Below are 18,166 nucleotides of genomic sequence, written 5' to 3'. Positions count from 1 at the left end.
GTCTCCTCTCAATTAGTATTGATACCAGATTTTAAGCCAGGTATGAGTCGCGGGTGGATCAGCGCTGAAGGTTGCATACGAATCACCCTCACAGGGAGGATACATTACTGCCGCACCTCGTTCACTTCCGTCGCCGTAAAGCGAGATGGCATCAAACCATGCCTGCCAGACGGCTGCCCCTGATTTTATGCGGCTGCCGAAATAGGCTGAAATATCCTGATCACAGGACATCGATGCTGTGGTACGGAAACCGCAGACCTGGTGAACGCCGTCGAAGACACCGGTACCGCCGGTCCAGGCAGAATACCAGTCGGCAACTTCCAGAGGGCTTGCGACAACATTGCAGGCGTGCAGGGTAACAAATTCCGCATTGTAATCACCCCACCCCTTATGCGTTGTTGAGCCCGCAGTTGTCAGGTCAACCCAGGTTGACTGGCATTTGATTTGCCATGGGCTGCCGTGACCGACAAAGTAGGAAAAGTCCATTTTGTCGACCCGTTCATTGTTGGAGGATGTAAATTGAAAGGGTTCAGCCCAGTAATACTGATCATAGCTGAAATTATTGATAAAGTTCCATACCGGAGTTGTGGCATCGCCTTCGGTTTTACTGCCGACATATCCACCCTCCCAGTGATCAACCGCAGATGCTGTCCGGAGAGGCGAAGAGGTGAAGAGCAGGAGAAGCAGACAGAAAAAGAGCTTTTTTCTGCGAGCAACAAGATGTTTTTTGTCCATAATAAATCTCCCTGTTTCTGGTGTGCGTCAAGAGTTTCTGATGGAAAAACAAATACTGATGTAGATCACTTTCTTTGGAGTGTGAACAGGAAAATTACAAAAATATACACGGGTATTTGCACGCGTTTATCCTGAATCCTTGCCTTGGATGCGGTTTGTACAGTTGGGTTACTGTTATAACGCTATTTAATTCGGCTGTTCAGAAATCTTTTCAATAAAACCTTGATAGAGGTGGTTGGTCAGGGTTTCGATTCTCGCCTGCAGGGCGCGGTGGTGGTGAAGATTTTCTGCCCGGTTACTGCGCAGCTCTATGATGATGCTCCGGGGGCTGCCGGTTGCTTCGAGGTAGCAGCGGGTAAATTCCTGGTTGGTTTGCGGGCAGGCGTAGTCGAGCCCGAAGGTTTCGGCGGCTGAACGGATGCTGTAGTTTTGTGGTGTGGCAAAATGGGTTTCCATAAGGTCACGGTACTCTGCAATAGGAAGGAAGGAGAAGATGCCGCCGCCGTTGTTGTTCAGGACGATGATCTGCAGGGGTACGGTCATGGCGCCGAGCAGCGAGAGGGCGTTGAGGTCGTGCAGGAAGGCGATATCGCCGATGATCAGTGTTGTGCTTTTGCCATCTCCCTCAGCAAAGCCTGCTGCGGTGGAGATGATGCCGTCTATGCCGCTTGCTCCCCGGTTGATGGCGCTTCGGATGGCGTGAGGGTGGCTGCTGCAGGCGAAGTTGTCCATATCCCTGACGGGCATGCTGTTCGAGAGGAAGAGCCGTTGTTGGGCGGTAATGAGACGCGAAACGAGTCGTGCGGCTGAAATTTCGGTGACCGGTTTGTTGCCTATGCATTCGGCGTCAATCTCTTCTTCAGCCCGCCTGAAGAACTCTTCGGTTGCGGCGTTTATTATGCCGGATGAAAGTGTGCGGCATCCCTTGAGTTTGGCTGCGGTCGAGGCAATGGAGGCTTCGATGCTGAGGGTTACATTATGGTCGGGCGAGAGGCGGTTGGCGTGGTTTTTTACGACAATGTAGTGCTTTGGCTTCCACTCTCTGATGGCTGCTGCCGGCTGTTTTGCGATGATATGGCCTCCAAAATGGAGTACCAGATCGGGCTTGAAGTGGCGGGTGAAGTGTGGCGATGCAAAGGCCAGTTGCCAGGGACGGGTGGTGCTTTTCAGTCGCAGCCCCGATGAGAAGTCGGTGTAAAGTGGTATCTGCAGTTCAAGGGCAAGCTGTTCAACTGCTTCAGCCTCTTCGGGTTTCTGCATGTTTCCGGCAATGATCAGGGGCTCTTTTGCCACTGCGAGGGCTTCGCGCAGCAAGGACAACGTTTCGGCATCAGGCTCTTTTTCAGGAAGCGCCGATTTTCCTGATGGTTTTCCGTTTTCCAGCCACTCTTGCAGGGGCGCTGCCCATGCATCTTTCAGGTCAGGTATTTCCGGTTCAAGCGGTTCCCGGAAGGGCTGGTTGAGATGGACGGGCCCAGCGGGCGATCCAATGGTTTTTACTACGGCATGGGCAATGGTGGAGAGCAGTGCCTTGAGGGGAATCTCCTTCGATGGCACAGGCAGTTGCATATGCCAGCGGGTATAACTTCCGAAGATGTTTTCCTGGCGGATGGTCTGGTTTGCTCCGCATTCGAGCAGCTCGAAGGGGCGGTCGGCGGAAAGCACGAGAATCGGCTGAAAGTCCATCGATGCCTCAACAATGGCAGGGAAGTAGTTTGCGACAGCGGTGCCGGAGGTGCAGATGAGTACGGCTGGCCTGGCAGTTGCCCGTCCGTAACCGAGGGCAAAAAAGGCGGCTGAGCGTTCATCGGCAAACATTTTCCATCGCGCTTTCGGGTTTCTTGCAATGGCAACGGTGAGGGGCGTTGAGCGTGAGCCTGGCGAGATGCAGAAAAAATCAGCGCCCTGACGGATCAGCTCTTCAATGATGATGCTGCTCCAGAGTGAGTTTATCTGGCGGTTGTTCATGCCTCTTGCCGGGATATGGCCAGAATGTCCCCGATTTTCTGGTCAACCTCTTCCCATTCAGCAAAGGGATTTGATCCTTTTACCAAGCCGGCCCCGGAGTAGAGGTAGGCAAAACGGCCATGGACAAGGGCTGAACGGATTCCGACACAAAATTCTGCTGCGTCCCGGCTTACCCAGCCAATTGGAGCGGCGTACCAGCCACGGCTGAAGGGTTCCAGCTCCATGATATGCTGCATGGCCGGAGCCTTGGGCACTCCGCCTACAGCGGGAGTGGGGTGGAGCAGTTGCAGGATGGCGCTGTCGTACTCGAATTCGGGTTTCAGTTGGGCGGTACAGCGGGTGTAGAGGTGTGCAAGACGATTCAGTTGCAGGACGTTGACCTCTTTTTCCATATCAATATTGCTGCATATCTTTTGCAGCTCCTGATAGATCATCTCCCTGACAAAGTTATGTTCACGGATATCTTTTTCCGAGTTCAGAAGTACTTCAGAGGCGAGGTGGTCATCGCCGTTGATGGACTCTTTTGAACAGGTGCCAGCCAGAGCCTCCGTGAGCAGCATATTGCCGTCCCGGCGGTAGAGCCGTTCAGGGGTAAAGCTGAAAAAGGCGTGGTTTGGGGCGGGTTCAAAGTAGAACCGGAAGATGGTGTTCTGCTTGTAGGGGTAGTGCAGCAGAAAAAGGAGCGGTGAAAAGATGCTTGTGAATTCGAGCGTGGTCTGCCGTGCCAGCATGATCTTTTCCATCTCGCCGGACTCAAAGGTCAGCAGCGCTTTCCGGCACTCTTCCATCCACTCTTTTTCATCCGGATTATAGCTGAGGTGCAGCAGCTCCGGAAGTTTCATGACTGTGCTGTTTGTGTCGGTTACAACACGGTCGAGCAGGTCGGTTAGGGCGCTGATTTTTTTATGGATGTCATCGCCGATTTCAACCCAGAGGTGGCATGAGAGGGCGAAGGCGCCGTTTTCAAAGGTTAACTGGAGAAGCGGAAGGACAAAGGAGAAGGAGGAGAAGGGTTGCCAGATGGGATCCTGTTTTTCCTCGTTGTTGAAACGGAAGCCGCCGAAATAACGGGCATCGGGATTTTTGTCTTTGACAGAAAGGGCGAATTGCCGGAAATTGTCTCCATTATTTCCTGCTCCTTCACAGGCAATGGAGTCGGCAATTCCGATACCGGCTACGGAAAAATCTCTTTCCCGGTTCATCCAGAAGAGTCTGGGATAAACGCTCTGAGAGCTGAGCCATTCATCAGGTTCAGTCGGTTGCAGTGGCTGACGGAATGTTACAAGCAGGTGTTGCTCCCGTTGATCGGGCTCAACATGCTTGTCACCATACAGGGCTAATGCCGACGCAAGGCTTGAAACGGCCTTTTCTATGGATAAAGGTTCCTCTGAAGGGATAATCACCGGGCCTCTTTTTTGAGATGTTTCTGCAGAGAGAGGGCAAGATAGTTGTTTTTCACAAGAAGCCATTCATAAATCGCCTCGGCTTCGGCTCTGCGTCCTGTGCGCAGATAGCAGACGGCAAGGTTGTAGTGGGCATCGGTAAATGCATCACTGTTCTCTATGGCTTGACTGTAAAGGGTAGCTGCCTTTTCGAACTGTCCCAATTGCATGGTGACGTTGCCGAGATCGTAGAGTCTCAGCGAGTCTTTTGGTGAGCGATCGAGGTGCTTCTGAAAATATCCCAGAGCGTCAGCATATTTTTTCTGGTTGAAGGCTACGGCGCCAAGTGCGTGCAGGGCTTCGTCAAGTCCGGGATTGATGGCAAGCGCCCTCTTGTAGGTATCGGTGGCTTCGCTGTAGCGTTTGGAGCGTGCATAGGCGTTGCCGAGACGCAGATAGTCGGTGGCATTATCCGGGTTTTTCCAGACCTGCTGCTGCAGGTTGTCGATCTCGTTCTGGGTGCGGTTGCATGAAGTGAGTATGGTCATTCCTGCCAGGAGAATGATCACAAAAAGGCATGATATGCCTGCTTTTGAATGTGTTTGTGCATGTTTCATAGTATCTCAATATAACCACTCAAGGAATGATCTTCCAATCCTCATTTGACGGAAATATTTTAAAATTGCCGGTAGTGTACGTAACTTCTTCCTTGGTGAGTTGTTGCGCTGAAAGTGGCTGCGCATCCGGAGATGATAATGTAAATGATTTTATCAGGTAAATATCCATGAAAAACGAACTGCAGGTCAGCGGTATGCATTGCGGCGGTTGTGAGCTGCTTGTCAAAGAGGCGCTTGAAGAGGTAGAAGGGATCAGTGCTGCGGAAGTTTCATTCCTCAAGGGCTCTGTTGTTGTGGAATATGAACCGGAAGTGGTGAGCCTTGCCTTGGTGACTGCGGTGATTGAGGGGCAGGGTTTCACGGTGAAAAGCTGAGGCTGTTTGCCTTTTTTGGAAAGAACAAAAGAGCGGAAGGTGCCATGGCAATAGAAAAAACGGAGCGGCTCGCGGTGTTGATTGATGCCGATAATACACAGGCGACCATTATCGAAGGTCTTTTGGCTGAGGTCGCGAAGTATGGAACGTCGAGCGTCAAAAGAATATATGGCGATTGGACATCGACGGCTTTGAGAAGCTGGAAGGAGGTGCTGCTGGAGTATTCCATTCAGCCCATTCAGCAGTTCGGCTATACCAAAGGCAAAAATGCTACCGATAGCGCCATGATCATTGATGCCATGGATCTTTTGTATACGGGAAGGTTTCACGGTTTCTGCATTGTCTCAAGCGACAGTGATTTTACAAAACTTGCTTCACGCATAAGGGAGTCGGGGCTGTTTGTTTACGGGTTTGGAGAGAAAAAGACTCCGTCGGCATTTGTTTCTGCCTGTGACAAATTCATCTATATCGAGGTGTTGCGGGCAAAAATCAATGAAAATGAGTCGATCGCAAAGAAAACGATGACGGAACTCAAGCGGGATGCCCGTCTGGTTCGCTTGCTGAGGAATGCCGTTGAGGCTTCTTCGGACGAAAGCGGCTGGGCGCATCTTGCAACGACCGGAAGTAATATTGCAAAACAGTCACCCGAGTTCGATCCGCGTAATTATGGCTATATCAGGCTTGGAGAGTTGCTGGCCGCGACAAAACTTTTCGATATTGAGGAACGCATTGCTGGCGATGGGCAATCGAAAGCTATTTATGTGCGCGACAAGCGCAAAAAAGTTTGATTCACCACTAACCCACAGGAGTATTCCCCATGAAATCACCCAGGCTCATTTTGTTTTTTTTATTCATGATAGCTTTTCTGTCGTGCAAAGATGCTGTCGCCGCTGATCTTGCCGGTTCCAAAGATCATCCCTTGTTGCGCCGCTTTGCTGGCTCGGAAATTGTGGGGTACCAGGCAAAGCGTTTTGATGAGTATGAGCTGCAGACCTCAACCTTCAGCCGTTATAGCTTTGAGAGTAAAAAACGGGAGTATGTTACCCTGCCCCTGAAACCGGAAGGGCGTTTGACGCGGATCTGGTATGAAGCGGCTGGTGATACCGGCTCTCTTGAAGTTTTCAGGAACTACCTCAATGAGCTGACAGCAAGAGGGTTTGTTATCCTCTACGACTCAAAGAAAGATCCTGCAGCCGTTCGCTGGACCAATTATCTTGCCCCCTTTGGCTCTATGGATATTCAGACCAATCGCAGCAACTATATCTTTTTTGCGGCCGAAAAGGCGGGTATCTGTGTCGCCAGCGCTAAAAAGAAGCGTCCGGAAGGAGATGTCTATGTTCATTTGACTGCTGTGGAGTGGGGGAAGAGTGATGCGGTGTATAAGGCAAAACGCGGCGCCTACCTTGCTGTCGATATTATTGAAACTCAGCCCATGGTGCAGAAAATGGTGACGGTCACTGCTGCTGAAATGTCGCAGTCATTGAGCGCTGTTGGCAAGGTTGCTCTCTATGGCATCTATTTTGACCCCAATAAATGGGATATCAAACCTGAGTCTCGTCCTGCGCTGAAGGAAATTGCGATACTTCTGAACAAACAGCCGACATTGAGACTGCATGTTGTGGGGCATACCGATAATGTTGGCGGGTATGAGGCTAATACCGTGCTCTCCAAGCGCAGGGCTGAAGCCGTTGCCGCCTCTCTTGTCAAGGATTTTGGTATTTCAGCGCTTCGCCTTACGGCAAATGGGGCGGCCTATCTTGCTCCTGTTGCGTCGAATAGCACGGAGGCAGGAAGGGCTAAAAATCGCCGTGTTGAACTGGTGCCGAGATAGTGTTTTGAATGGCAAGAAATCCGGGAGGGGGAAAATAAAAAAGGCACCGCATTGCAGTGCCTTTTTTATTCTTTTGCGGAGCTGACGGGGTTCGAACCCGCGACCTCCTGCGTGACAGGCAGGCGCTCTAACCAAACTGAGCTACAGCTCCATTAAGAAGTTGTAAATGTAGGCAGACTCCCTGTAATATCCAAAAACTATTTTCATTTATTTCTGTTTATATTAAACGACAGAAAAGTGGGGGGCATTCCCGTAATCCTTTTTTTCTTAAAGGCATTCAACCATCAAGACTGTGACCATTATGGCCGTTATCGATTCCAGAAATTCGCTCACCGTTACGGATAACCGGACGGGAAAAGCTTATGAGCTTCCGCTTGAAAACGGTTGTCTGAATACGATGGATCTTCGTCAGATCAAGATATCAGATGAAGATTTCGGGGTGTTGGGCTATGATCCGGGTTTTTTAAATACAGCATCCTGCAAAAGCCGCATCACCTACATTGATGGTGACAAGGGGATTTTGCGTTATCGCGGTTATCCCATTGAGCAGCTTGCAGAGAAGAGTTCTTTTCTGGAAACCGGATATCTTTTGATCAAGGGAGAGTTGCCGGACAAGGAGAGGCTGGCAGAATGGACCTACAATATTCGGAATCATACCATGACCCATTCCAATATTATCAAGTTTATGGATGGATTCCGTTATGATGCACATCCGATGGGTATTCTGGTTGGTACGGTCGGCGCACTTTCGACCTTTTACAGTGACGCGAAGGATATCAACAGTGAAGAGTCGCGCAAACTTCAGGTACGCCGCCTTATTGGCAAAATACCTACTCTCGCGGCCATGAGTTTCCGTCACAGTCTGGGCTTTCCCTACGTTCTTCCTGACAATGAGCTGAGCTATACGGCCAATTTCCTCTCCATGATGTTCAAAATGACCGAACATCATTACGAGCCGAATCCGATTCTTGAACATGCTCTCGATGTTCTGTTTATTCTTCATGCAGACCATGAGCAGAACTGTTCAACCAATGCGGTTCGTGCGGTTGGCAGTTCTGGCGTCGATCCTTATACCGCAATAGCCGCTGGCTGTGCGGCGCTTTATGGTCCGCTGCACGGCGGGGCCAACGAGGCTGTTATTCACATGTTGCTCAAAATCGGCTCAATTGACAAAATTCCTGACTTCATAAAATCGGTCAAGGAGGGTGAAGGTCGTTTGATGGGATTTGGTCACAGGGTTTATAAAAATTATGACCCAAGGGCAAAAATTATCAAGGATATTGCCTTTCAGGTTTTTGAAGAGACCGGGCGCAGTCCGCTGCTTGATATTGCTCTTGAACTTGAGCGTATTGCACTTGAAGACGAGTATTTTATTAATCGGAAGCTCTATCCCAATGTTGACTTTTATTCCGGTTTGATTTATCAGGCGATGGGATTTCCGCTGGATATGTTTCCGGTCCTTTTTGCTATCGGCAGGATTCCCGGATGGCTTGCACAGTGGACTGAGCATGTCAAGGATTCGGAGCAGAAAATTGCAAGACCCCGGCAGATCTATCTTGGCGAAGCAGAAAGGAATTTTGTTCCGATTGACCTGCGTCCAAAAAACCATTTTGATGAGCAGAAAGCGGTACTCTGCAGGTTGTAGGTCAAGCTGTAAAACCTGCTTTTTTGCAGAAATGCAGTTGAAAAAGGTGTTTTTCTAATTTTACGTAGTTTGTTATGTCGGTTACCACCAAAGATGTTACCTATATCGCCGAGTTGGCCAAGCTGAAGTTCAGCGATGATGAGATGCTGACGATGACCAGCGAGCTCAACAATATCCTGCACTATGTTGAAAAGCTCAATGAAGTTGATACCGAAGGTGTTCTGCCTCTGAGCACTATTCATGATGCGGTCAATGTGCTGCGCGAGGATGTTGAGCATCAGCCGCTCTCCTCAACAGCCGTATTGCTGAATGCTCCTGACCGGCAGGATCGCTTTTTCAAGGTGCCGAAAGTGATCGGATAGGGTGATAGAGCTTCGCGAAAAAAATGGCAGTGCAGTCTTTGTTGTCAAGGCACAGCCCCGATCGTCCAAAAGCAGGGTTTGTGGCCTCTATAACGGTGGTTTAAAGGTGAACCTGAAGGCTGCGCCAGTCGATGACGCAGCCAACAGGGAGTGTTGTGAACTCTTTTCAAAGCTCTTTCGCATTCCTCCATCGCGGGTTCATATCCTCTCAGGCCAGAGTTCGCGGACAAAAACAGTGATGGTTGAAGGGATCAGTTCCAAAGCTGCAGCCCTCGTTCTTGAACCCTTTGGTTGATTACTCCTGACTGCTCATGAAAGCTGTTATACTTATTCCCGCAAGGCTCGATTCGAGTCGTCTCGACCGCAAGATGCTGGCCGATCTCGAAGGTGAACCGCTGATTGTGCGAACCTGGCGACAGGCGCTCAAATCCCGTTTGGCTGAAAAGGTTGTTGTTGCTACCGACAGCCGCGAGATAGCCGCTGTTCTTGATGCGTGCGGGGCTGAGGTTGTCATGACCTCTCCCACAGCGAGTTGCGGTACCGAGCGGATTGCCGAAGCTGCCCGCCATATCGAAGGGGATGTTTTTGTCAATCTGCAGGGAGATGAGCCACTCATCAGCCCCGAAAATATTGATCTGGCCCTTGAGCCCTTCTTTTCCGAAAATCCTCCCGATTGTTCCACCCTTGTTTTGCCCCTGCGTCCAGATGATCATGTGCAGATCGAGGATCCGCATCAGGTGAAGGTGGTTATGGATGCAAAGGGGTTCGCCCTCTATTTTTCGCGCAGTGCGATACCGTTTCAGCGCAATATGCGACCCACAACCATTGTTTACCGTCACATCGGGCTCTATGCCTTCAGTGCCGATGTGCTTCAGAAATTTGCTTCACTTCCTCCCTCCATGCTTGAAGAAGCAGAATCGCTTGAGCAGCTCCGGCTTCTTGAGAACGGTTTTCGCATTCAGTGCGTCACAACGCTTGTTGACAATCCGGGTGTCAATACGGTTGAAGATCTTGAGCAGGTGCGTCGTATTATCAGGAGCTCTTTGCCGGGCTGATCACTGCTGGCAGCATTCCGTCATGAAACAGCAGCTCCACGTTGTCGGAAGCTTTTAGTTTCTGCGAACCAGTCATGAATTTCCCCTCTTTTTTGACAAGCACATATCCCCGTTCAAGGGTTTTACGGTAATCAAGCGTGTTCAACTGCTGTTTGACTGCGGCGTAGTGCTGTACCCGCTGGCTGAAGAGGTTGGTGATGGCTCGTGACATCTGGCTGACGAGCGAGTCGAGCCGCTCATGAAACTGCAACATCTGAAGAGGTGGCCGGTTGAAGGCGTAACTGCTGCAGATTGAAGAGAGCTGACGTTCTGTGCCTTCAAGCTTTGCCTGCAGGAGCCGATCCTGTCGCGACTGGAGATTGCTGATATGGCGGAGCAGCTCCTGCCTGTCGGGGACGGCAAGTTCGGCGGCAATGGAGGGCGTTCCGGCCCGCAGGTCGGCTACCATGTCGGCAATGGTCAGATCGGTTTCGTGGCCGATGGCGCTGATGACCGGGATTTTCGAGTTATAGAGGGCATTGGCAACAATCTCTCCATTGAAGGCCTGCAGATCCTCCAGTGAACCGCCGCCTCTTGCAATAATGATGATATCAGGTCGGTGCGCTCTTTTTTTTGTGCTGTTGAACCAGGCTATTGCGGCAGCAACCTCTTCCGCTGCACTGTTGCCCTGCACCTTGACCGGATAGAGAAGGAGTTGTGCCGCCGGGAATCTGCGCTCGAACACCTTGCTCATATCTTCGATTACTGCTCCTGTAGATGAGGTGATGAGGCCGATGATTTCCGGGATGGCCGGAATTGCTCTTTTTCTTTCAGCATTGAAATAACCTGCTTTTGCAAGTTTCTGCAGAAGCTCGGCAAAAGCCTGCTGCAGGGCGCCCTGACCTGCTTCAGTGACTGAGGTACAGATGAGCTGATAGCGGCCTGATGGGGGATAGACCTCAAGACGCCCTTCGGCAATAACGTCCATGCCATCCTTCAGTGCAACCGCCATGCGGCTGGCAGTCGTTTTCCAGACAACTGCCGGAATCTGGGCCCCCTCATCTTTCAGTGTCAGATAGATGTGGCCCGAACCATGTCGCTTGCAGTTGGAGATCTCTCCCTTGAGTCTGACCTGTGGAAAATGAGTTTCAAGCCTTGTTTTGATCTGTTGCGTCAGTTCACTGACCGAAAGAATCTCTGCACTCATAACCTGTGGGGGGGAGTTTGTTGAACATTCGCAATCCTTACAGTATAGATAAATCTGGTTTGAAAAAAAATGGTATCCATCTTGAGCCTCTTCTCTCGCTGAGGGTGAGCGAGGCTTGAAATGGCCGGGAGAGGGGGTTTTCAGAGGGGAAGTGTTATATTCGATTTTTATTAACCGTGGGCGGTTAGCCGTTCGATCGGGGGATGGGTGCTGTTATGACAAATCATGATTGTGTAGGAGAGCTTGCAGGGTTGCTTGACGTTGAGAGGCAGGTTGCCAGCTCTTTTTTGATTGACTTTTCATCGGCCATGGTGGCTGAACTCCTTGCTGTGCGGAAGCTTTCGCTCAAGGGGCTTGGCTCTTTTACGGTGACGCATCATCCTGCAGAAAAAAAAAATACAGCATCAGCCATTATTTATACTCCACCCTCTGACAGGCTCACCTTCAGCCGCCAGCTATCGGGCGCTGATGATACCGTTCGTCTGGCGGTGACGAAGCTTTCAATGAATCCGACAGATGCTGAACGATTTACCGGGGCCCTTGCCTCCCTCTTTTCCGGTGCGGCTCAGCAGCAGAGAGAGATCCGCCTGAACGGAATCGGCCGGTTTGCTCTTGAGCAGGGACTCTATAGCTTTGTGCCTGAACGCTCTCTGGAGGAGCTTTTGAACAGGGAGTATCAGGATTTGCAGGAGGTGGTTCTGCCGCAGCTCGAACCAACTCAAGACAAGAAAGAGGGGAAAACAGGAAAAAAGCTTCGTTACATCATCCCTCTTTCGCTTTTTGTTCTTGTCGCTTTGCTGTTTGGCGTCTTCTCTGTCATGAAACCAAAAACCATTGTTTCCCGGTCTGCAGAGCCGCAACCTGTACGAATAGAAAGAGTTGCCGATCACAGCGAGAAGCTGGCAGCAGTTGTTCACAGAAGCACCGCACCGCACCGGGAACTCTCTGTTTCGCCTCCTTCTTCCGGAAGGGAGGTGGCAAATGACTCTCTGGTTCTTGCCCAGGAAAGTTATACCATCGTTCTGGTTACCTTTCGCAAAGAGGAGACTATCCGCAAAGAGGTGGCGCGTTATCGTTCAGAAGGCATCACGGTTTTTGTCTGGCCAGCATATGAGAAGGGAATAAAATATTACAGACTTGTTACAGGCGCTTTTTCAGACCGCAATGCAGCCGTAGAGCGTATCGGGCAGATGGCTGAAAAAAATGCCACCAATGCTTATATCCAACATGTCATAAAAAGGGTTGTGCTTCATGGAGAAAAAGGGTTGTAACACGTTGCATCCCCAGTCGATGTGTCCGGCATTCGGCGGACTGAGGGTACTGACAAGAATTGACGGTGTTCAGGTTTGCCTGGTTGCCGATCAGGGGTGCCTCTATGGGCTCACCTTTGTTTCGCATTTTTATGCCGCACGCAAATCGATCATTTCGCCTGAATTGATGAATGTGCAGATTTCAGGCGGAACCATGATTGATGATGTGCGTCGCACCATCGAGGAAATTGCCCGTGACCCGGCGGTGCGCTTTATTCCTGTGGTCAGTACCTGTGTGGCTGAAACTGCCGGAATTGCCGAGGAGCTGCTTCCCCGGAAGGCTGGCAATGCAGAGGTTCTGCTGGTGCGTTTGCCTGCCTTCCAGATCAGGACACATCCGGAGGCAAAGGATGTTGCCGTGGCGACGTTGCTGAAGCGATTTGCCCGCTTTGAAGGCCCGAAAAAGGTCAAATCACTCGTTGTGCTCGGCGAGATTTTCCCGGTTGATGCCATGACCATAGGCGCTGTTCTCCAGAAAATAGGTGTCGAGTCGGTCATAACGCTGCCCGGCACGGCGCTTGAAGACTATATCGAGGCCGGTCAGGCTGAGGCTTGTGCGGTGCTCCATCCCTTTTATGAGAGAACCGTATCGCTGCTTGAAGGGAAGGGGATGAAGATTGTCAAAGGAAACCCGATCGGGGCGAATGCAACGGCGCAATGGATTCGCCGAATCGGAGAGGCTCTTGATCTTGATCCCGTGACGGTTCAGGCTGTCGCCGAAGAGGAGGCAGAGAAAACCCGAGCGGTGCTTTCGCAGTTCAGCCAGTTGAAGGGGAAGGTGATTGTTGCCGGTTATGAAGGCAATGAGCTTCCGCTGGTTCGTCTTCTGCTTGAGGCTGGTCTTGAGGTGCCCTATGCCTCAACCTCCATTGCACGGATGGCGCTTGGTGAGGAGGAGCACAAGGTGCTTACCATGCTTGGTACTGAAATCCGATACCGAAAATATCTTGAAGAGGATATGCAGGCGGTTATTGATTATGAACCCGATCTGGTGATCGGCACCACCTCTCTCGACAGTTTTGCCAAGGAGCGGGGAATACCGGCAATCTATTACACCAACAACATCTCCGCCCGCCCACTCTTCTTCGCTGCCGGAGCCGCAACCGTGCTCGGCATGATCGGTGGCCTGCTCGGCAAAAAAGAGGTGTTCCGGAAGATGAAGGACTATTTTGCATGATCGACGGCATTAGGGGCGTGCGGCTTTAATTGCCTTAAGGCAAGAGAAATTGAGTCTCTAAAACTGTTGATCCTTTGTAGTACCGTCTGTGTGCTGCGGGTGTTTACTCGGCTTCACTGCTCGTTCAATTGCCAACCGCATGAAGCGTTGATACGGAATGCCAAGGCGCTTTGCATTCATGCGCACCTCGTTGAGCAACTCTTCAGGTAGACGGAGACTTATTGACGTATCCTTGCGTTTCAATTCAAAACGCATTGGCACCATTCCTGAAAAATCATACTCGCTCAAGTCGGCACTCTCTACGAAGGCTTCGGCTTCGTCGTCAGTCTTAAAATCAGGGAATTTCTTTTTCATGAGCTTTTATCTCCTTTGTGTGCATATACCGCGCACTAATCGGCCTGATGAGGAGCGTTTCGCCTTTGTTCCTCAATGTGAAAACGATAAACAAATAACGCTTTTTGATTGTCCGCCCTACAGCACGGAATCTCTGTTCGTTGCTCGAATGAAGAACGTCCGGTGCCACTAATGGCGTTCCTAAAAACAGGCTTTCGATTTCAGCAATCGAGACTCCGTGCTTTTGACATTTAGCGCGATTACCGCTATCCCAGTCGAATCCATCAAACTTCATCCGTCGTCCCCCACAAAATATGCATATCATTTTGCATATGCAAATGCAACTCTTAATTCACCGCGCTCCTTTGCTTATCAGTCTCATCAAAAACTGTTAATCAAGAAAAAGCGGGCTGCGGTGGCTCTTACCGCCACAACTTTTCAAACCTTGCCGGATTTTGACGCCGTGTAAATGACGGTGTGCTGTATGTTCCGGTGTCCAGGATAGTCCTGAATGAGCCTTGTGTCTGCCCCTTGATCTGCCAAAGCGAAACCGCAAGCATGACGCAACATGTGCGGATGGACTCTGCCATGAAGCACTGAAACTCGGTTATCACGCCCTGTTCCGCACCATGGATGACCTCTCATCCAGACCATCAGGTTCAAAGAGATTACAGTGGCAGCTGCAAGAGAGTACAAGCGATTGTTGAGTGCGCATCTGCTGGTTATCGAAGACATTATGATGTTCCCGCTTGAAAAAAGTGTTGCAGACGGCCTGTTCCAGCTTGTCAACCAGCTTCATGAACAAATCATTCATCATTACGACCAATAAAAGCCCGAAAGAGTGGGCAGAGATGCTTGGTGACGAGGTTCTTGCGACGGCGTTGCTTGATCGGCTGCTCTACAAATACGAAGTCATCAAACTGACCGGAAAGAGCTACTGGCTGGAACACCGGACAACCATCTTCGAACAACAACAATCGCTGGAAGGAGATCCAATCGTAAAAAAAAGCAACTATCACTTAAAAAAAAGAGTAGGAAATCTTTGTAAAATGACGTAATCTGAAGCAGATGCTTGGGTGATTGCTAATTTTCGAAATTGGTTGATTTTTAATTTCCGACTACAATGATGCGATATAGGTGTCCTTTATGGTTGTGGGAGGAGGGTGGTGGAGGTGGCGGAGGACGTTACTCAAAATGGGATGAATTACCAGAAGCGGGAGTCTATGGACTTAAAAAAGGAAATAATATAAAATTAGACAAAATGATACATTATGTCCATTATTTAAACTCATAAAAAATACTTACACTTTAAGATATGCAGACACTACTGTCCGGTTATAAATCGATTAAATTAAATAAGTTACAGATGTGATCAATTTAGGCTGGGATACGCGACTCTTAACTTGTTTTAAGATATATATTTATTAAATCACAAACCATATAGACGGATCCCAAAAAGTGTAGAAAATCAAATAAATATTAATTTTTTCTATTTGAAGAGCAAGATATATATTTATGGAATTTATTTATGTCTTATTAGAAGTTTTAATCCTCAATTTATATTGATTTTTTATTTATTTAATTGTGAGTGTATGTTTGTTAAATATTTTATTCCTTTAAATAATAATAAGTTACCAGTACTTTGAGCTATCAGTATTTAGATTAAACAAATATTGTGTAGCTATATCTGTCTCAAGACATTATCCTTTTTTATCAAGAATTATATTTCTTACTTTAATCACTACTTGTTTTTGTTTGTGGTCTAAATATTTGAGATTTTCTGAAGTCGATCACGCCAATAAATACCTATAAAACGTTATTTTATAATATATTACTGGGAATTATATTTTCAATAACTGAACACCAATGATATGCAGATAAAAAAATATTAATATAATTGACATGTCAATAATTTTTTTTATTGCTTTGTTACTAATATTATCTTCTATACTTCACCATACAGTAAATGGCGATTTATCTACTTATATTCATTTTATTATTTTATGTACGTTGAGTTTTACACATAAAGGATTAGAAAATTATTTAGAGGAATTTACGCAAGAGATTGAAAGCAGGCGTTCAATAAGAACAATAAAGCAATTTGGATTAAGTTGTTGTTCTTTATGGCTCTTTATATATTACCTCAAAAAGGCTTAGGTTAAATTATAAAAAAATAATGCAGTTTTTGTTTTGTTATTTAGGTATCTGCTCATGAAACGGAAAAAATAAGGGCAATTAGACAAAAGAATTCATTTTTTTAAGTATTTAAAAAAAAGATAATAAATCACGAAAACCTTTCGCATGAACCTATAAATAGGCCTAAAAAATGAAAAATAGAAATTTCCTAATCGGACTTATTACTTATTCATTATTGATATCTGGTTTGTTTTTTATAGGACTAAGTATTTTAGGTGCTGTATGGGGATGGGATGAATCGTTTACTGCTATTATTAAAGAGGTTGGAATTGTTTTATTTTCAGTTACTACGCTTGAGCTAATACATGAAACCGTATTAAGAAAAAAATTGGTGGAAGAAACTGTTGAATATATACAGAAGAATATTCTAGACGGTTTGAAAGATTGTAATTTAATGGGTATGCGGCTTGTTGCGCAACAACGCTCTGGTTATCATGGATATGAAAAATGGATTAATGAAAAAAATGACGAGTTGTTTTTTGCTGGACGATCTGTTCTCCATACCATAGAAAAATATGTCAAAAAGCGGTCTGAGTATAACGGTATAGAAGATGCTATTTTACAAAAATTAAAAGAAGGAACTACTATAAAAATACTTATTCTTGATCCAAGGTCTGTTGTTATAAATTTATTGACGTCTGAAGAAACAATGAATGGTCAAAGTCAACAAGTTCGATACTTTGAGATGATGAGAGATATAAAATTTTCTTTCGCTATAGCTGATAAAATAGGAAAACTAATAGATAATAAAAAAAATATTGACAGATTAACTGGAAATATAACTATCATGCTTTACAGTGATATGCCTTATTTTGCATATCACAGGCAAGGTAATGAGGTGTTGATAGGTTATTATTTTATTCGAGAAGTAGGTTCAAAATCAGGCGTTTATAAAATAACAGATGAATTTACAAAAACTGAATATAACAATCATTTTGAATGTATTTGGAATCATAATAACGATGATAATCATATATTAATCACATATATAGCTGAACATAATTATTTTCATGCAAATAGAGATATATTTAATGCAATTTATACCCATGTGGATGATGCTATGAAGCAAAACGCGACCACACCATGAAACAATAAGATAGTATTAAGGGGGTTGGAAAATTAGGCTCTTTGCTGATTTTAATTTACTGCACCATTTAGATTTGCATAACCAGTTTTCTGCGGAAAAAAAGAGTATTCTTGTCCTGTAGCTTTCGAAGAGTCACGAAATAATCGATTAGTCACCTTGTGCAACTGAATTTTGCTTTTCAGGCCTTCCGATACAGCGTAAAGCGCTTAACTGAAAGTCATTCCATAATTTTTACCGAGACTCAATTTTGGAATAGTCGGTGGTTGGGATTTGTAAACTCAATGAACAATTACCCATACAATGGAAAGCTATGGCTTGCATTCGATTTTGGTGTTAATATTTTTAAAAATAATATTTCGTAGCGAAGAGCTTCATTTAACACTGAGAGATTAAATCTCTACGGGTCATATTCCCCGCCGCTTGCGGCGTGACATGATGTATATTAGTTGGCTTGAGCGAATATATTCACAAGAGCCATAATGTCACCGTTCTGATGTATCACATAGTGCTGCCAGCAAAGTATAGACGCGTGATTTTTGATGATGAGGTGGATGAAGTCCTGAAAGATGTGTGTTTAGAGATAGAGAATCGTTATCAGATCAAGTTCTTGGAAATTGGTACAGATAAAGATCATGTGCATTTTTTTTTGCAATCAGTGCCAACGTACATCGTCACGAAAGTCGTGACGATGATAAAGAGTATTTCTGCTCGAGAAGTGTTCAGGCGCTGTCCCAAAGTAAAAAAACTGTTGTGGGGTGGCGAGATGTGGACGGATGGGTATTATGCTGGAACGGTAGGAAAGCATGGAAATGAAGACATGATAGGCAAGTATGTCAAAGGGCAGGGCGGTACGTATCAGAAGCGCTACAGTGATTATCAGTTGTCAATGTTTTAGCAGAGGAAATCTT

Annotated in this window: 20 protein-coding genes, 1 tRNA gene and 1 pseudogene; 13 read left to right on the top strand and 9 right to left on the bottom strand. The window is 47.3% G+C overall.

Features of this window, described 5'->3' with window-relative positions:
• Nucleotides 1-12 precede the first annotated feature (12 nt).
• From AC56AD_RS12240 to AC56AD_RS12225, 4 genes are all read right to left on the bottom strand, one after another.
• Nucleotides 13-735: a DUF6345 domain-containing protein gene (locus AC56AD_RS12240; RefSeq protein WP_012509086.1), complete on the bottom strand. Its 723-nt coding sequence runs from the start codon at nt 733-735 to the stop codon at nt 13-15.
• Nucleotides 736-921: 186 nt separating this feature from the next.
• Nucleotides 922-2,703, bottom strand: a complete 1,782-nt coding sequence (gene menD / locus AC56AD_RS12235; protein WP_012509085.1) for a 2-succinyl-5-enolpyruvyl-6-hydroxy-3-cyclohexene-1-carboxylic-acid synthase — start codon at nt 2,701-2,703, stop codon at nt 922-924.
• Entirely contained in the window at nt 2,700-4,106 is a 1,407-nt protein-coding gene (locus AC56AD_RS12230; RefSeq protein ID WP_012509084.1) for an isochorismate synthase, read from the bottom strand. The genes menD and AC56AD_RS12230 overlap by 4 nt, the downstream gene beginning before the upstream one ends.
• A complete protein-coding gene (locus AC56AD_RS12225) occupies nt 4,103-4,702 on the bottom strand; it encodes a tetratricopeptide repeat protein (RefSeq protein ID WP_012509083.1) in 600 nt (199 codons plus the stop codon). The genes AC56AD_RS12230 and AC56AD_RS12225 overlap by 4 nt, the downstream gene beginning before the upstream one ends.
• 167 nt (nt 4,703-4,869) lie before the next feature.
• Between AC56AD_RS12225 and AC56AD_RS12220 the strand changes: the two genes are divergently transcribed.
• From AC56AD_RS12220 to AC56AD_RS12210, 3 genes are all read left to right on the top strand, one after another.
• Nucleotides 4,870-5,076 carry a heavy-metal-associated domain-containing protein gene (locus AC56AD_RS12220; protein ID WP_012509082.1) on the top strand — a complete coding sequence of 69 codons (207 nt, stop codon included), beginning with the start codon at nt 4,870-4,872 and terminating at the stop codon, nt 5,074-5,076.
• Nucleotides 5,077-5,120: 44 nt separating this feature from the next.
• Nucleotides 5,121-5,864, top strand: coding sequence for an NYN domain-containing protein (locus tag AC56AD_RS12215; RefSeq protein ID WP_012509081.1), 744 nt, complete (start codon nt 5,121-5,123; stop codon nt 5,862-5,864).
• A 65-nt stretch (nt 5,865-5,929) separates the two neighbouring features.
• Nucleotides 5,930-6,907 (top strand): OmpA family protein, encoded by a 978-nt coding sequence (locus AC56AD_RS12210; protein ID WP_482229255.1) that lies wholly within the window; start codon nt 5,930-5,932, stop codon nt 6,905-6,907.
• 76 nt (nt 6,908-6,983) lie between these two features.
• On the opposite strand, the gene AC56AD_RS12205 is transcribed toward AC56AD_RS12210, so the two are convergent.
• Nucleotides 6,984-7,058 (bottom strand) — tRNA-Asp (locus AC56AD_RS12205).
• 150 nt (nt 7,059-7,208) lie between these two features.
• On the opposite strand from AC56AD_RS12205, the gene AC56AD_RS12200 reads away from it, so the two are divergent.
• From AC56AD_RS12200 to kdsB, 4 genes are all read left to right on the top strand, one after another.
• On the top strand, nt 7,209-8,552 hold the full coding sequence (locus AC56AD_RS12200; protein ID WP_012509079.1) for a citrate synthase: 1,344 nt from the start codon (nt 7,209-7,211) through the stop codon (nt 8,550-8,552).
• A 74-nt stretch (nt 8,553-8,626) separates the two neighbouring features.
• A complete protein-coding gene (gatC, locus tag AC56AD_RS12195; RefSeq protein WP_012509078.1) occupies nt 8,627-8,914 on the top strand; it encodes an Asp-tRNA(Asn)/Glu-tRNA(Gln) amidotransferase subunit GatC in 288 nt (95 codons plus the stop codon).
• 1 nt (nt 8,915) lies between these two features.
• Nucleotides 8,916-9,209 carry a DUF167 domain-containing protein gene (locus tag AC56AD_RS12190; protein WP_012509077.1) on the top strand — a complete coding sequence of 98 codons (294 nt, stop codon included), beginning with the start codon at nt 8,916-8,918 and terminating at the stop codon, nt 9,207-9,209.
• Between the two features lie 16 nt (nt 9,210-9,225).
• Nucleotides 9,226-9,969 carry a 3-deoxy-manno-octulosonate cytidylyltransferase gene (gene kdsB, locus AC56AD_RS12185; protein WP_012509076.1) on the top strand — a complete coding sequence of 248 codons (744 nt, stop codon included), beginning with the start codon at nt 9,226-9,228 and terminating at the stop codon, nt 9,967-9,969.
• Here the strand turns inward: kdsB and xseA are convergent.
• The gene (gene xseA, locus AC56AD_RS12180) at nt 9,947-11,155 is read right to left on the bottom strand and encodes an exodeoxyribonuclease VII large subunit (protein ID WP_012509075.1); all 1,209 of its coding nucleotides are present in this window, start codon (nt 11,153-11,155) and stop codon (nt 9,947-9,949) included. The two genes, kdsB and xseA, sit on opposite strands and share 23 nt — an antisense overlap.
• A gap of 215 nt (nt 11,156-11,370) precedes the next feature.
• On the opposite strand from xseA, the gene AC56AD_RS12175 reads away from it, so the two are divergent.
• Nucleotides 11,371-12,426: an SPOR domain-containing protein gene (locus AC56AD_RS12175; RefSeq protein ID WP_190273997.1), complete on the top strand. Its 1,056-nt coding sequence runs from the start codon at nt 11,371-11,373 to the stop codon at nt 12,424-12,426.
• Nucleotides 12,407-13,642: a chlorophyllide a reductase subunit Y gene (gene bchY / locus AC56AD_RS12170; protein WP_012509073.1), complete on the top strand. Its 1,236-nt coding sequence runs from the start codon at nt 12,407-12,409 to the stop codon at nt 13,640-13,642. The genes AC56AD_RS12175 and bchY overlap by 20 nt, the downstream gene beginning before the upstream one ends.
• 57 nt (nt 13,643-13,699) lie before the next feature.
• Here bchY and AC56AD_RS12165 read toward each other — a convergent pair whose 3' ends face one another.
• The 3 genes and pseudogenes from AC56AD_RS12165 to AC56AD_RS12155 form a co-directional block, all read right to left on the bottom strand.
• Nucleotides 13,700-13,996: a BrnA antitoxin family protein gene (locus AC56AD_RS12165; RefSeq protein ID WP_012509072.1), complete on the bottom strand. Its 297-nt coding sequence runs from the start codon at nt 13,994-13,996 to the stop codon at nt 13,700-13,702.
• A complete protein-coding gene (locus AC56AD_RS12160; protein WP_012509071.1) occupies nt 13,977-14,270 on the bottom strand; it encodes a BrnT family toxin in 294 nt (97 codons plus the stop codon). The genes AC56AD_RS12165 and AC56AD_RS12160 overlap by 20 nt, the downstream gene beginning before the upstream one ends.
• A 143-nt stretch (nt 14,271-14,413) precedes the next feature.
• Nucleotides 14,414-14,554 (bottom strand): annotated as a pseudogene (locus AC56AD_RS12155) (tyrosine-type recombinase/integrase); the annotation flags it as partial.
• Nucleotides 14,555-14,648: 94 nt separating this feature from the next.
• Between AC56AD_RS12155 and AC56AD_RS12150 the strand changes: the two are divergent.
• The 4 genes from AC56AD_RS12150 (at nt 14,649) to tnpA (ending at nt 18,153) form a co-directional block, all read left to right on the top strand.
• Nucleotides 14,649-14,804: a hypothetical protein gene (locus tag AC56AD_RS12150; RefSeq protein ID WP_223293913.1), complete on the top strand. Its 156-nt coding sequence runs from the start codon at nt 14,649-14,651 to the stop codon at nt 14,802-14,804.
• Entirely contained in the window at nt 14,773-15,033 is a 261-nt protein-coding gene (locus AC56AD_RS12145) for an ATP-binding protein (RefSeq protein ID WP_223293912.1), read from the top strand. The genes AC56AD_RS12150 and AC56AD_RS12145 overlap by 32 nt, the downstream gene beginning before the upstream one ends.
• Before the next feature lie 1,268 nt (nt 15,034-16,301).
• Nucleotides 16,302-17,258 carry a hypothetical protein gene (locus tag AC56AD_RS12140; RefSeq protein ID WP_012509069.1) on the top strand — a complete coding sequence of 319 codons (957 nt, stop codon included), beginning with the start codon at nt 16,302-16,304 and terminating at the stop codon, nt 17,256-17,258.
• A gap of 451 nt (nt 17,259-17,709) precedes the next feature.
• Nucleotides 17,710-18,153 (top strand): IS200/IS605 family transposase, encoded by a 444-nt coding sequence (gene tnpA / locus AC56AD_RS12135; RefSeq protein WP_012509068.1) that lies wholly within the window; start codon nt 17,710-17,712, stop codon nt 18,151-18,153.
• Nucleotides 18,154-18,166: the final 13 nt, after the last annotated feature.

This window comes from Pelodictyon clathratiforme (assembly GCF_982375515.1).
Note: the sequence above shows the minus strand (reverse complement) of the source record. Positions and strands in the feature narration are given on the sequence as shown.